Raw genomic sequence first — 14429 nt, forward strand, 5'->3', positions numbered from 1 at the left:
TGGGCAATTGATATCTTACTTGCAAAATTTTTCAGGAATCATTATTAAGATTCAGTGACAGATAATATAGGGAACTTGATTGCCATTTTTCTGTCATATCCGGTGAGTAAGTTAACCGTGTCAGAGAGATAATACGCCGTTTACTAGTCAAAGATGACTGCAAGAAATCGGTAATTATCATTATGTTGTGAAATTGGTCACGGTTAAATAATTGGTTCCCTTATAGATTGAAGGGGATTCGACCTTAGACAATAAGCTCCATAAGGAGCGTTACTTATATAAGATGAGGGATTTTACTATGAAAAAGACTAGAAGAGCTCAGCTACATCGTGTGCGCATTCAATACTGGAAAGACACGAAAGACGCACCAGCTAAAAAATCATAGTTAATGATACCTAAAGGCACGAGCTGGCAGGGGAACGCCGTTTCCCGCTGATTGCCAGCTCAGAAAACGCCACATTCACTCCGCACAACCTCCCAGCACTCTACTTTTACTATCACACATTTCCAAAAGTAAAAAAGCCAGTCCGGAGACCAGCTTTTTATTATTGTCAGTATGACTCTGTTACTTACAGGTAGTTTGCGTCAACCAAGTCGCCAGCTTTTGCGCTTTTCACTTCTGGACGCGCTTCTAACCATGCAATAACTTGTGCTTTTTGCTCTTCAGTAGCACTGCCGTAACGGTCAGTAGAGCATAGGAAGCCTTCAAACAGTTCTAGACCACCGCCGCCGAAGCAAAGGCCAAGCCCATCAATGTAGTCGATAAAGTCATCAACGAATGCATCGTAACGGTCGAAGTCGTTGATGTCTGTTTCACAGCTGATCTCGAAACCTAGGATTGCGAACTCACCTAAGAACAGCTTTTTACGGATACGACGGCTCTTGTTATCGATCTTGTCTAATTTCATGATTATCTCTCGTAGATGATTTGAATTCGTACACCTTATACCTTCTATCACACTTTAGCCCAAGTAAAATCAGAATGAAGCGATACAGTTGGTGATTATGTGACCAAAACTTAATTGCTCAATTGGTAACGCTGCTGAGTTTGCTGCACTGCTGAAACACAAGTTTCATATGTTTTAAGCACTTTTGTCATTTTTCTTCTCCAAACTTCTTGCCGTTCAACTAATCACTTATTTATTAATTAAACTATAAGATCGGGAAAGTAAAAATGAGCAAGGAAACCTTTGACGCGACGCGTTATAACCAAAGTGAAAACAAACCATTTGAAGAAGTATTAGAAGCGAGCCTATCTCGACGCAGCATTCTAAAAGGTGGTTTAGGTATCAGTGCGATGACAGCGTTTGGTGCTTTCGGATTGGCTGGTTGTAATTCGTCTGACTCAGGAAGTACAGTAAGCAGTGGCTCGGGCGTATCTAAAGCCGTTCTTAACTTTGAATCTATCCCTGGCTCACTCACTGACGCCGTTTCAATTCCACAAGGCTACACCGCACAAGTATTGGTACCTTGGGGAACACCACTTAATGCACAAGGCAGCGCGTGGAAAAATGATGGCAGCAATACCAGCTCAGACCAACTTAACGCGTTGGGCATGCACCATGATGGCATGCACTTTTTCCCATTAAATGACAGTACGACCGACGGTCTGCTTTGCATCAACCACGAGTACATTGATACATCAGCACTGCATCCAAACGGTCCGACGGTTGAAAATGGCGTACGTACCATTGTAGATGAAGTGCGTAAAGAGATTAACGCGCACGGTGTATCAGTGGTTCGTATTCAGCTTGAAGACAACATGTGGAAGCTAGTCGATACCGATCCACTAAACCGCCGTTACACTGGTGCGACAGCAATGGACTTATCTGGCCCGGTCGCGCACACGTCACTAACCGTCACTCGTTTCTCGCCAGATGGCAGCCAAGCACGTGGTACGTTAAACAACTGTGGCAACGGCTACACGCCATGGGGCACTTACTTAACTTGTGAAGAGAACTGGCCAGGTTACTTTGTTAACGCCGGGACTCGTACAGAAGAACAAGATCGCATTGGTGTTGATGACCAAAGCACACGCTACTTGTGGGAAACACTTGCAGGAAATGCAGAAGAGCGTCTTGATGAGTTCTCTCGCTTTAATGTGGCTCCAACAGGAGCAAGTGCGATGGATGATTACCGTAATGAAGCCAATGGTCACGGTTACATCGTCGAAATTGACCCTTACACGCAAAACTCGCGTGCGAAGAAGCGTACTGCACTAGGTCGTTTCCGTCACGAAGGCTGTACTTTTGGTAAGCTTGAAGAAGGCAAACCAGTGGTATTCTACTCTGGTCACGACTCTCGCTTTGAGTACCTATACAAATTTGAATCTGCGGCAGCGTGGGATCCAGCAGATGCAAACTCGGAAAACCGCCTAGCGGCAGGCGATAAGTACATGGACAAAGGCACACTGTATGTTGCGCGTTTCAATGAAGACAGTACAGGTACTTGGTTGCCGTTGACGCTTGATAGCGTAACAAAATCTGGTGGTACGTTAGCGGATCACTTTAACTCATTGGCTGAAATTATCATTAATACGGCAGGCGCGGCTGACCTCGTTGGGGCAACCCCAATGGATCGCCCAGAGTGGTGTACGGTTGATCCATTTACAGGTTCGGTTTACTTAACATTGACGAACAATACGCGCCGTACAGATGAAACCAATCCTGCGAACCCACGTTTGAATAATAAGTTTGGTCACGTTATTCGTTGGGATGAAGGGGCTTCAGCTACAGACTTTACTTGGGATATTTTTGTCTTTGGTTCGCCAGCAAATGGTGATGCAGATACCAACCGTTCTGGCCTGAATGAGCTAAACCAGTTTGCTAGCCCTGACGGATTAGCGTTTGATGGCCGTGGTATTTTGTGGATTCAGACCGATAACGGCGCAGATGAAGTTACGTCTTACACTAATGATCAAATGTTGGCCGTTGTGCCATCTAAGCTAACAGATGAGAATGGTGACCAAGCAGTGATTGGTGCGGATAACCAAGCGGAGCTTAAACGCTTCTTTGTCGGGCCAAATGGTTGTGAAGTGACAGGTTTTACTATCAGCCCTGATTACAAATCATTGTTTGTGAATATTCAGCACCCAGGCAACTGGCCATACAGTGAAGATGCCGCCGAAGAAACGCCTGCTGGTGTTTCTGTGCGCCCACGAGCGGCGACGGTGGTTATTCGACGTGAAGACGGTGGAGAGATTGCAGTTTAATCTCTAAATGCATTAACACCTTAAAATTCAAGCCCTGCAAATGCAGGGCTTGATTGTTTAGGCGAATGCCTAGTCGCACTTTATATCCAGACAACAGGCTTAGCTTTTCAATGAACCGCCTGAAGTACGAATCACGTCTTGATACCAGTAGAAGCTCTTCTTGCGTTTACGTTCTAGCGTTCCTTGCCCATCATCATGACGATCGACATAAATATAACCGTAACGCTTGCTCATTTCGGCTGTTGAGTTAGCCACCAAGTCGATAGGCCCCCAGCTGGTGAAGCCCATCAACTCAACGCCATCAAGAATCGCTTCGTGTGCTTGAACCAAATGATCATTAAGGTATGAGATTCGATAATCGTCTTGGATTTCCCCGTTTTCATCGAATTCATCACGAGCGCCTAAGCCATTCTCGACGATAAATAGCGGTTTTTGGTAACGATCGTGAAGGAAGTTAAGCAAAACGCGCAGGCCTTTTGGATCGATCAACCAGCCCCATTGGCTCTTTTCAAGGTATGGGTTTGGTACGCTATCGACGATGTTACCCACTTCTTTCTGTTTCGGATCGGCACTCGCACAGCCACTTGCGTAGTAGCTGAAGGAAATAAAATCGACACTGGCCGATGCAATTTCTTCTAAGTCGCCAGCTTCCATTTGTATTTCAATGCCGTTTTCACGGAAGTAACGTTTCATGTAGCCTGGGTACTGACCACGAGTCTGCACATCACCGAAGAACAACCACTTATTGTTTTCATGCATAGCAGCAAGCACATCATCAGGGTTGCAGGTGTATGGGTAGTTGATTGCGCCAAGCAGCATATTACCAATCTTGCCGTTTGGTACGATTTGCTGACACAGTTTTACCGCTTTCGCGTTTGCTACAAGCTGGTGGTGAATCGCTTGATAAATGTCTTGTTCACTGGCGTCTTCTTGCAAGCCCACTCCCGTAAATGGCGCATGAAGTGACATGTTGATTTCGTTAAAGGTAAGCCACAGCTTCACTTTGTCTTTGTAGCGTTCAAGCACGGTGCGAGCGTAACGCTCGAAAAACTCTATCACTCGACGATCGCCCCAACCACCATAATTCTCAACCAAGGCGTAAGGCATCTCGTAATGAGAAAGCGTCACAAATGGTTGCATATTGTGTTTGGCTAGCTCATCAAAAATTTTGTCGTAAAACGCCAGTCCTTCTTCGTTTGGCTCCAGTTCATCACCATTAGGAAAAATACGACTCCAAGCGATGGACAAGCGCAGGCAGGTGAATCCCATCTCTTTAAACAGGGCAATATCTTCTGGATAGCGATTGTAGAAATCGATCGCAAGATCTTTGATACCAGGCGTTCGTTCTTCACGCGTTTGATGCGGGCTTAGAATGCCGTTTGGCAACATATCTGATGTTGATAAACCTTTCCCCCCAAGGTTGTATGCCCCCTCTACCTGGTTTGCCGCAATGGCACCACCCAAAAGGAAATTATCTGGAAACTTAATCATGTTTCTCACTCTTTAATATTTAGGAAATGTTTGTGGATTTATTGCTTGAGAATAGTGTAGGAGACATCTCGATACTTGTAGCGAGATCGTGTTTTTATCAGTTCATCACCAAACGTCAGTAATGATAAACCTTGAGATATATGATGGTTGTTAACAATGCCAACCTAAGTGAATTTAGGTTGGCATTCGTATTCAAAACGTAAATGCTAAATTCGCCGCCGCGCCAAATTGGTTATCGCCAGCGTAAGACCCTGCTAGGTCTACACTGATCACATCAAAAGGACTGATGCCAATGCCACCTGTCACCGAGTTATCGAGATTATTTTCTAGGTCAACTTCATAACCAGCGCGGAGTTGCGCCCATCCCCAAGCATTCCCCTCGATACCAACGCGAATAAACTGGGTGTCATCGTCGAGCTCTTTAAAGCGCTTTTGTTTGGTGAGATCGGCGTCTAGGCTCAGAGCTACATAATCCCCGACATAGCCGATTCCAAGGGTGGCTTGTGGCGTGAGTTCGTAGGTATAGTTGCCTAGTTTTGTTTCTATATCTTGCTCGAAGACGTCTTTTAACGAGAGACCAGCTCTAAATGCGTTGTGATACCAAGCGACCCCAAGATCCATATTGAACGTGTTCTTTGATACTTCACTTTTGTCGTAATCCTCGATATCAAAGTCATCTAGTGTTGTACGCTGCGTATAGGTTTTAAGTTGTTGGTATTTGGGCGTAATACCAAATGCGAATTGCTGCCCACCTATCGTGTAAGCGCGAGCCAAGGCAACGCCATATTCCGCACTACCGAAAGCCGCTAGGTCGACGGCAGAATTGAGGTATCGATCTGCGGTGTTTGTTGAATCTGAGATATCGGGTGCCGCAAGTATCTCCACATAACCAGCGCTAAAAAGGTTTACCGACATGTAGCGTGTCGGAATCGCAATCGCGAGGCTCAGACCTCCATTAATGACGACTGGAGCACTCTTATCTAATTGATCGAGTAGTCGATTAAGTTCGGCTTCGTTCGCAGGTGTGGGAATGCCCTGAATACTATCGTAAAGGTCTTGAACATCATCAACGGCTGATAAAGCTTCATCCTCATCGTGAATATTGACGCCGAGAGCAGGAATGAGTAGGCCGATATCGTCATTTTCTCGATAGAGAGCGCCTAGGGCTGGGTTGTGTAGAGGAGCGGTTAAATAGTCAGCGGAAACGACGCCTGTATTTCCCATTCCGTGACTTCGAGCGTCTGCTGCGTAAGGCGCTGCAAAAGCGTGAGGTGATAAAATAAAAAGCGCCCCTGTTGCTGCTAAAGTTAGTTTTCTCATAACGCATCCATTCTTACTTTAAATAATTACTTATCAATAAATTAGATGGTGGGAGCTAAAACTTGGTGTCAACCACCAAAAATTGTGCTGATGAATAGCATGTGGCGATTCATCAAGTTAAGCGTAGGTTAGGCAACTCGCTTTATAAAGTTGATCAGGGTTTATTGCTCTTTAATTGCGTGGAGAAAAGCTGAAGAGGTGGATGGTATTGGGTTAGCTACGATGAGGAGCGAGCTCAAACATTAAGGTGAAGGACATGCCTTTATCAGCGTTGAGCTGCGCACTGACTTTCCCTTGCATATCTCGCATATTGTTGGCGGTGATGGAAAGTCCTAACCCCAGTCCTTCACCAATTTTTTTACTGGTTTGGAAAGGCTCGAACATGGTATCGAGTTGGTCTGAAGGTACCCCACACCCATTATCACTTACCACGACCTCGACATTATCGGAAGTGGGTGTAACGGCAATCATTAACTGTGGATCTTGGGTCTCTTTCATCGCATCTAATGCGTTGGAAATTAGGTTGCCGAGCACTTGTTGTAGGCGTTGCTCTTCGCCAATGATATTGGGTAAGTCGTTGGGAATGCGTACCCGAACATCTACCTTCGCGAGTTGAGATTGATAGACGCGTAGCGTCTCTTCTAAAGCGTTTGTCAGCGATATCTCGTGCAGTGTCTCTGGTTTATTGTAGGCAAACGTTTTTAGCTGACTGGTCATGCTTGCCATGCGGTCAATCAACTTTTGAATCAACTTGTTATTGGCTTTCATCATGTCTGTTTGTCCACGTTCTGCTAGCAACTCGTTGGTGGTTAAAAGGGTACGCAGGCCAGTCAATGGTTGGTTTAACTCGTGGGTAATCGCGCTCGACATTCTGCCCAATGCTGCCATTTTGCTTGATTCAATCAATTGCTCTTGGGCTTGTTTTAAAGCTTGAGTTCGCTCTTCCACCCTTTGAGCTAGCTCTTGGTTAATCAGCTGCAGCGATTGTTCCGCTTTTTTACGTTTGCTAATGTCGATTACGGTAGCAAGAAAATACTGCTCACCGTGCCATGGGAAGCTAGTGAGTGAAAATAGTACAGGAAATACGCTGCCATCACTGCGTCGCGCCATGGTTTCTACAGCGCTAATCTCTGCCAGTTCCTTATGCTTTGGCAGATCTCTAAGCAAAGTGAGTGTGGTTGAATTTGAATTACCTGCATCAAATAATTCCCAGGCGAAGGTATGACGATTCACACTTTCAGGAAGACAAAAAAGGCGTTTTGCCATTGGGTTGAGGTCGAACAATAGACCTTGTTCATCAATCAACAACAAACCAACATGTGTTTTATTGATCATCTGTTTAAGTCGGCGTTGCGATTCTTCTAGTAAGGCTTGAATACGCTGCTGATTGAGATGCTTTTGTCGACGCTGTAAACCAATGATGACCAACAGGATAAGGAGCAGGAGGAGCGCTGCGATGCTCCATCCAATGACACTAATCGTTTGCTGAACAGGTTTGGTCGGAATAAGGTAACTGACAAACCAGTTTAAATCGTCCAGCTTTACTGTGTGTGCAAAGTAGCGCTGCTGATTGAGAGTCCAGAAATGAATCACCGTATTGTCATACAGCGTTTGAGTTTCGACTTTGACTTGGTTATTCGGTTCATTAAACCAGTCGGCGTTGTAGTTTGTGCTGCTGGAGAGGAAGAAGCGTTGATGGCGATTTTGTAGCGTGATGATGTCTTGGCTGGTGATGGTCTGCTCTGTTAGCAAACTCAGGTTGATTTGAACAACAACGATGCCCGCTATCTCCAAACCATCAAAAATTGGTGCAGAGAGGTAGTAAAGTGGACTAGAACCTTTTGTTTTATTCACTAGTGAGACGCCTTCTCCCTGACGTTGTATTTGTTCGACAATCGCACGGCGGTCAGAGCGACTGAACCGTTCATCGATCAGACTCGATACCAACACTTCTCCCGAGGTTGAAAGTATCAACCAACCCTCTGTATTCGCGGCTTTATCGAGCTGTGTCAGTTGTGCTTGAAGTGGCTCGTAGTAGTTTAAATTGCCTTTAACAAACGCAATTGTTTCTGGGTTATTCGTGACGAGATAGGGAAGGTGATAGAAACGTTTTAATGCTCGGCGGACTTCACCAATGTAGTCGAGGAGTTTCTGTTGTGCTTCTTGTTGAGTTTGGACGCTCAGCCATTGATGGGCCACCTCTCGGCTAGCACCGTAGAAAAAGATCACCAGCGCACTGATCAATACGGCGGTTAGCCACATTTTCCCATTTTTAGTGCGCTGCATTCGGACTCCGTTTGGCTGAATATAGTTATCGTAGTTGGTAGTGAAAGAGTGCGCTTAACTGATTGGATGTTAAAGAATTGTGATTAAGAAGTGGGATCTAGCTCCTTTTCTATAGCATGGTTTTTGCTAACTTTAGCAAAGACTTCTATCACCGATCAGGCAGTAACTCATGACTTTTGACGACATTCCGCGTATCGCCCTAATTGAAGATGATGACATCGTTCGTCAAGCAACAAGCCAATGGCTGCAATTGGCGGGGTTTGACGTCATAGCTTTTAGCTCGGGGGAGGAAGGCAAAACCGCCATTCTGAACCAAGAGTTTGATGCGATAGTTAGTGATGTTCGTTTGCCAGATACTGATGGAATTTCGATTTTAGAGAGCCTTATTGCGAATCACATTCCAACACCAATGATACTAATTACTGGTCATGGTGATGTGGATATGGCGGTGAATGCGCTACAAAACGGCGCGTTTGATTTTATTGAAAAACCTTTCCAGCCGGAGCGTTTGTCTCAACGTGTGACAGATGCGGTCGAGAGCCATCGCGCGCAAACATCGACGCTTCACCGCCAAGAGTATCTAGCTAGCGTGAGTGGTTTAGAAGAGGTGCTCATTGGTCAAAGTCGAGTGATGCAGCAATTACGCGAGCAAGTTGCGAAATTGGCGAAAATCGATACTAACGTGATCATTTACGGCGAAACAGGTTGTGGTAAAGAGCTGGTGGCGACCAGTTTGCACAATGAAAGCCAACGCAGAACCCATCATTTTGTGCCAATCAACTGTGGCGCCATTCCTGAGAACCTGTTTGAAAGTGAGCTGTTTGGGCATGAAGCTGGGGCATTTACCGGAGCGGGTAAAAAGCGCATTGGCAAGTTGGAATACGCGGATAAAGGCACCTTATTCTTTGATGAAATCGAGAGTATGCCGCTGTCCATGCAGGTGAAAGTGCTGCGTTCATTACAGGAACATACAGTTGAGCGCGTTGGAGGCAATCAACAGATCTCGGTTGATTTGAGAGTGATCGCCGCCGCGAAAGAAGATCTCAATGATCATGATGAGTTTCGTCAAGATTTGTATTATCGACTCAATGTGGCGCAGATCTATTTGCCACCATTACGTGAGCGAGAAGAAGATTCACTGATTTTGTTTGAGCACTTCACCTTGCAAACTAACCCTGAAACCCGACCATTGAGTGATGCCGACAGAAACGCTGTGCTTTCCTACGCTTGGCCTGGGAATGTTCGAGAGCTGCGAAACGTGGCTATGCGTTTTGCTTTGGATGAAACGGTATCTGTGATGGAAATTCTCTCTAGCCGTCCTTCGTCAACCACGGAGGAGACGCAAGTGGGTGTTCCACTGGTTATTCAATTACACAATTTTGAGCGCAAGGTGCTGCATGATTCATTGGTCAGGCATCACGGACGCATCAATGAAGTGATGCAGGAGTTGGATTTACCTCGTCGAACTTTGAATCAAAAGATGCAAAAGTTTGGTTTAAATCGTTCTGATTATACTTAACGCAATTTTTAAGCTGACTTACCGCTATGGGCGTCACAAATATGATTATGCGCTCTTTGAGGGAGTTGGGACAAACTTATAAGTTAGGCCTTTCCCTTCTCCAAACAAGGTGACTTGGTTTCTGCCCGTATGTTTAGAGCTATACAGCGCTTCGTCTGCTTCAGCAACGACCTCGTGAAGCGATTGTCCCTCAGATAACTCACTGATTCCAAAGCTCATGGTGATCTCATTTTCGAATGACTGTAATGAGGCTTCAGTTTCCACCGCCAGGCGAATTTGCTCGGCAACAATTTTGGCGCGTTGTGCTTTTTCAAGTAAAACAATCATGAACTCATCACCACCAAATCGTACTGTGCAAGCTGACTCTGGGAGGTGTTTCTTAAAGATAGCGGCAATCGTAGCCATGACGGAATCGCCTACCGTATGGCCATAGTGATCATTAATCGCTTTGAACTCGTCCATGTCGGTCATGATGATGCTTATTGATTGGTTCCGTTTGTGCGCTTGATTAACAAGGCTTGGAACAATTTCTTCCATCGCGCGACGATTATGAAGCCCTGTGAGAGCGTCTAAATGTGAGAGATCATTGATTGACTGTATCAAGCGGCCATTAATTAGCCACAACATGCTAAAGCTCATAGCGACAATCAGACAGATGCTAAGTAAAAACGTCATCTGGTGAATAAAACCTGCGGTCATAAAATTTGGCACTTCATTGGCGAAAGCGCTCCAAAGTGCTCTGAAGCCCATAAAAATACTGAAGCAAAAGAAGGAGCTCGCCATCACTATAGTTGGGAGTTTTTGGTCTTGCTTGGTGCCTTTCAGCATGGCGATCCCACTAAAAAACGTAACGATGCAGATATAAACACTTAAGTAAATGATACGGCTTTTAATTGAATGGTCATGGAAAGTGAAATAATAAAACGAACCGCTGAAAATGGGCGTTAAAAAAGCGAGTGAGTGGGCCAGTTTTAGAGGGAATTGACGAAAAATGCTCACGCTGTAAAGCGTAAGCAAGAAGCCGATTAATATGAGCGTATTCGCTATGACGATGGTAAGCCAATCTGGTGCGGAGCCTCTAAATCCCAGTAAAAAAGGCCCAAAGCCAATAAATAACAGCGAGAGAGAAAAAGTCTTTAAGCCTTTGATTTTTTTCTGTGTGTATTGGTAACAAAGTAGACTGATTGAGTAAATGCAAGAGAACAGAATAACGATAAAGTTGAGCGTTCTGATGTCTAAATACTGATTGTCCATAAGCGCTCCACATCAATCCATAGTTCAGGCAACTCCTTTGCCTGATATCAATAAGCGAACTACATATTAACTTACTTATTGAGTGATGTCTTATGTTAAACGGCTATTCATTTACCAGCTCGAATTGTTCGGTTTGGTTGGTTTTCGCCGTAAACAGCAGACCAACAATCATCATAAATACGCTAGGCATAATCCAGCTAGCAAAGTCATTGTACAGAGGCATGTAATTACCCATCCACTCATCGGTGGAATCTGGCATGTAACCTAGGATGTGCAGCGCATCAACACAACCAAACATTAGAGCAGTGAATGCGGTCGTAACCACCATGATTTGCGACATCTTGTTGCGCACCGGTGCCATGATCATCAATGCAATCGCTACTGGGTGAAGCGCCACAACCGCTGGCAATGTGATAGCCAATAGTTGCTCCAGACCTACGTTGGCGATCAAACCAGCCAATACCATGGTCGTGATAACGCAGCCTTTGTAGTTCACTTTGCTGAAAGTGTTGTCGTAGAACTCACTGCCTGCGGTGGTTACGCCGATAGCAGTAGTCAAACACGCCAATACCATCACGGCACCTAGTAATAGTGAGCCAAATGCGCCGAAGTGGCTGAAGGTGAATGCCGTTAAGATGTCGCCACCGTTACTGAATTCAGAACCTAAGTATGAGCTTGTTGAGCCAATGTAAGCCAATGAGATGTAAACAAATGCCATGGCAACGGCGTACATCAAAGCTGCAATTAGCGTGTATTTTGCGGTGGCTTTCGGACAATCCACACCCATGCTGCGAATCGCTCGGAAGATGATCCAACCAAAACCGATAGAACCTAGCGCGTCCATGGTCATGTAGCCTTGGGTTAAGCCTTCAGCAAATGCGCCAGATACATATGGTCCCGTTGCAGTAGTAAGCTCGCCGGCTGGATAAACCAGAGCGGTTACAGACATGATCACTAAAATAGCCATCAATGCCGGGGTTAAGATCTTGCCTAGGTTGTCGACTAATTTGCCCGGGTATAGCGCAAACAAAATGGTGATAACACAGAAAGCAATTGTGAAAGGTACCAAAGCGGCATCACCAAACATTGGTGCAAAGCTAAATTGGTAAGCCACGGTAATCGCACGTGGTATGACGAATGCAGGACCAATCACGATAAATACCATTACCCAAAAACTGGTCGCCAAAGGTTTAGGTAGGGCGGCGGTTAATTTGTCTGAACCGTTTACGATAGCGACCATCACCAGTGCCATTGCAGGCAGACCTACGCCCGTTAAGAGGAAGCCAGACATCCCGCTCAGAAAGTTTTCACCTGCTTGGTAACCCAAAAATGGAGGGAAGATCAGGTTACCCGCGCCTAAGTACATGGCGAAAGTCATGAAGCCCAAAGCGGCGATATTGCGTGCGCTTAACATTGTTATTCCTCTTATGTTTCGCTTGGAAGAAACTGAAAGGAATGGGAGGAGTATGTGGTGTTCCCGTCAGCTTCTTCTCAAGCTGACAGAAAGTTTAGATATAGCCTGTCAGCTCTGAATCAGTTCCAGAGAGAGCAGGAGGATCGCAGCAGCAACGCCAGATGGGCGTTTTAAAGCGAATTGTGATTGCGCAGTTGCTGACATGAGTGATCCTTAGTGACAAAAAAGCACCAAGGAATACGTTTGCCTTGGTGTGTAGTTACCCTAACGAACATGAGGCTATTGGCACAACCCCGAAGTAGAAAATAAGTTGATACGGTCAATGTTTGTTTCTGAACTGGTGGATCGAACTGGTTTTTAAATTCAAAATTAGAATAAATGACTTTTCATTTCTGTAACATGACTTGTTTTGCTGTATTTTTGTGCTATTTGTAGTCGTTTAGGCTATAAGCCTCCGCTGATAAAGTGAGCAGTTTAGAATGATGCGCTTTTTCTTCTTATTGTTAAGACACTCATTAGTTGCAGTTCAATCCAAAATTGCATCGGCAAAATATTGCTTATTAGTGAATCGTGCATTTATTTTGTTTTGATCACATTTTATTAACCTTTTGCGATCTAGGCGTGCAACCTTCTTCTCTTGAATAAGCAAGATCTTGCTCATTACTTTGCTATCAAATCAGCATGATTTTGCTCATTTTTGATGTCCTTCAGCACTTAGTTCAATAAATACAAAGAGTTAAAAGTTGGCATTTCAATTGCTCTAGGGAATTTGTTGTTAATAAAGATTTAACATGATGTAAATCCCCAATCGTGAAACGACTACACGGAGAGTAATAATGAAAATGAACAAGCTGGTAAAAGCTTTGGCTGTCGCTGTGACTTCTTTTGGTATTGCTGCTAACGCTGCGGCAGAAGATCGTAGCTACATTCTTGCAACGGCATCGACAGGTGGTACCTACTACCCTGTGGGCGTAGCGCTGGCGACGTTAAGCAAAGTGAAATTGGCACCAAAGCACCACTTCTCCCTTTCTGCAATCAGCTCTGCGGGCTCTGGTGAAAACGTCAAACTGCTGAACGAAAACGAAGCACAGTTCGCAATTCTACAAGGTCTTTACGGTGCATGGGCTTGGTCTGGCGAAGGTCCTTATGAGAAAAGCGGTCGCCAAGAGCAGCTGCGTTCAGTCTCTATGCTGTGGCAAAACGTTGAGCACTTTATTGTTCGCTCTGACTTAGCAAAAACGGGCACGGTGACAGATCTGAACAACCTAGACGGTAAAAAGTTCTCTATCGGTAAGAAGAATTCTGGTACTGAGAACTCGGGTCGCCAAATCATGAAAGGTTTGAAGGTAGACCCTGATAAATTCAATCTTGCTTACATGGGCTACGGCGGCAGTGCGAGCGCACTTCAAAACGGCACCATTGACGGTATGAACACGCCTGCAGGTGTACCTGTTGGTGCGGTTACTCAAGCTTTTGCTGCGCTGGGTAAAGACATTTCGATTCTTTCGTTTACTGACGAACAAATCAAAGAGGCGAACGGCAATTACAACCTATGGACGAAGTACGAGATCCCAGCGAACACGTACCCGGGTCTAGATAAGCCGATCACCACCATTGCACAGCCAAACTTCTTGGCAGTTCGTGAAGATATCTCGGAAGAAGACGTTTACCAGCTAACCAAAGCGATCTACGAGAACCTGCCTTTCCTACAAGGCATCCACAAAGCAACAAAAGCAATGGCGATTGAGAAAGCGATCGCTGGTTTGCCAGTGCCTCTTCACCCAGGTGCGGCGCGTTACTACAAAGAAATGGGCATCGAAATCCCATCAGACCTAATGGCGAAATAACGCTAACTTGGCCCCGAGTTTCAGCTCGGGGCATTTTATCCCTACCGATTTCTAAGATGGAAAAAGCCGCCAGAGCTTGGAGTATGA

Annotated in this window: 9 protein-coding genes; 3 read left to right on the plus strand and 6 right to left on the minus strand. The window is 45.2% G+C overall.

Annotated elements, in window-relative coordinates; translation table 11 throughout:
- Window positions 1–569: 569 nt before the first annotated feature.
- Complete coding sequence (locus NB463_RS03600; RefSeq protein WP_005393599.1) at window positions 570–908, minus strand: YggL family protein; 339 nt, start codon at window positions 906–908, stop codon at window positions 570–572.
- A gap of 266 nt (window positions 909–1174) precedes the next feature.
- On the opposite strand from NB463_RS03600, the gene NB463_RS03605 reads away from it, so the two are divergent.
- Entirely contained in the window at window positions 1175–3211 is a 2037-nt protein-coding gene (locus tag NB463_RS03605) for a PhoX family protein (protein ID WP_065645591.1), read from the plus strand.
- A gap of 99 nt (window positions 3212–3310) precedes the next feature.
- On the opposite strand, the gene NB463_RS03610 is transcribed toward NB463_RS03605, so the two are convergent.
- The 3 genes from NB463_RS03610 to NB463_RS03620 form a co-directional block, all read right to left on the minus strand.
- Complete coding sequence (locus NB463_RS03610; protein ID WP_258431756.1) at window positions 3311–4702, minus strand: glycoside hydrolase family 1 protein; 1392 nt, start codon at window positions 4700–4702, stop codon at window positions 3311–3313.
- 192 nt (window positions 4703–4894) lie between these two features.
- On the minus strand, window positions 4895–6022 hold the full coding sequence (locus NB463_RS03615; protein WP_006741246.1) for a conjugal transfer protein TraF: 1128 nt from the start codon (window positions 6020–6022) through the stop codon (window positions 4895–4897).
- Between the two features lie 213 nt (window positions 6023–6235).
- Window positions 6236–8308, minus strand: coding sequence for a sensor histidine kinase (locus tag NB463_RS03620; protein WP_046873890.1), 2073 nt, complete (start codon window positions 8306–8308; stop codon window positions 6236–6238).
- A 169-nt stretch (window positions 8309–8477) separates the two neighbouring features.
- On the opposite strand from NB463_RS03620, the gene NB463_RS03625 reads away from it, so the two are divergent.
- Window positions 8478–9827, plus strand: coding sequence for a sigma-54-dependent transcriptional regulator (locus NB463_RS03625; RefSeq protein WP_005393614.1), 1350 nt, complete (start codon window positions 8478–8480; stop codon window positions 9825–9827).
- A gap of 45 nt (window positions 9828–9872) precedes the next feature.
- Here the strand turns inward: NB463_RS03625 and NB463_RS03630 are convergent, their stop codons facing one another.
- Both NB463_RS03630 and brnQ read right to left on the minus strand, forming a co-directional pair.
- Complete coding sequence (locus NB463_RS03630; RefSeq protein WP_124007453.1) at window positions 9873–11081, minus strand: GGDEF domain-containing protein; 1209 nt, start codon at window positions 11079–11081, stop codon at window positions 9873–9875.
- A gap of 103 nt (window positions 11082–11184) precedes the next feature.
- Complete coding sequence (brnQ, locus tag NB463_RS03635; RefSeq protein WP_124007454.1) at window positions 11185–12495, minus strand: branched-chain amino acid transport system II carrier protein; 1311 nt, start codon at window positions 12493–12495, stop codon at window positions 11185–11187.
- A gap of 836 nt (window positions 12496–13331) precedes the next feature.
- Here brnQ and NB463_RS03640 point away from each other — a divergent pair.
- Entirely contained in the window at window positions 13332–14342 is a 1011-nt protein-coding gene (locus tag NB463_RS03640; protein WP_005374185.1) for a TAXI family TRAP transporter solute-binding subunit, read from the plus strand.
- The last annotated feature ends 87 nt before the right edge of the window (window positions 14343–14429 follow it).

Source organism: Vibrio sp. RM-41-2B (assembly GCF_024744415.1).
Lineage (GTDB): Bacteria > Pseudomonadota > Gammaproteobacteria > Enterobacterales > Vibrionaceae > Vibrio > Vibrio diabolicus.

What these genes read in the sequence shown, in the direction of transcription:
- NB463_RS03625 (WP_005393614.1), top strand. Translation starts at nt 8,478, where the DNA reads ATGACTTTTGACGACATTCCGCGTATCGCCCTAATTGAAGATGATGAC.
- NB463_RS03640 (WP_005374185.1), top strand. Translation starts at nt 13,332, where the DNA reads ATGAAAATGAACAAGCTGGTAAAAGCTTTGGCTGTCGCTGTGACTTCT.
- NB463_RS03615 (WP_006741246.1), bottom strand. Translation starts at nt 6,022, where the DNA reads ATGAGAAAACTAACTTTAGCAGCAACAGGGGCGCTTTTTATTTTATCA.
- NB463_RS03600 (WP_005393599.1), bottom strand. Translation starts at nt 908, where the DNA reads ATGAAATTAGACAAGATCGATAACAAGAGCCGTCGTATCCGTAAAAAG.
- NB463_RS03630 (WP_124007453.1), bottom strand. Translation starts at nt 11,081, where the DNA reads ATGGACAATCAGTATTTAGACATCAGAACGCTCAACTTTATCGTTATT.
- NB463_RS03620 (WP_046873890.1), bottom strand. Translation starts at nt 8,308, where the DNA reads ATGCAGCGCACTAAAAATGGGAAAATGTGGCTAACCGCCGTATTGATC.
- NB463_RS03605 (WP_065645591.1), top strand. Translation starts at nt 1,175, where the DNA reads ATGAGCAAGGAAACCTTTGACGCGACGCGTTATAACCAAAGTGAAAAC.
- NB463_RS03610 (WP_258431756.1), bottom strand. Translation starts at nt 4,702, where the DNA reads ATGATTAAGTTTCCAGATAATTTCCTTTTGGGTGGTGCCATTGCGGCA.
- brnQ (WP_124007454.1), bottom strand. Translation starts at nt 12,495, where the DNA reads ATGTTAAGCGCACGCAATATCGCCGCTTTGGGCTTCATGACTTTCGCC.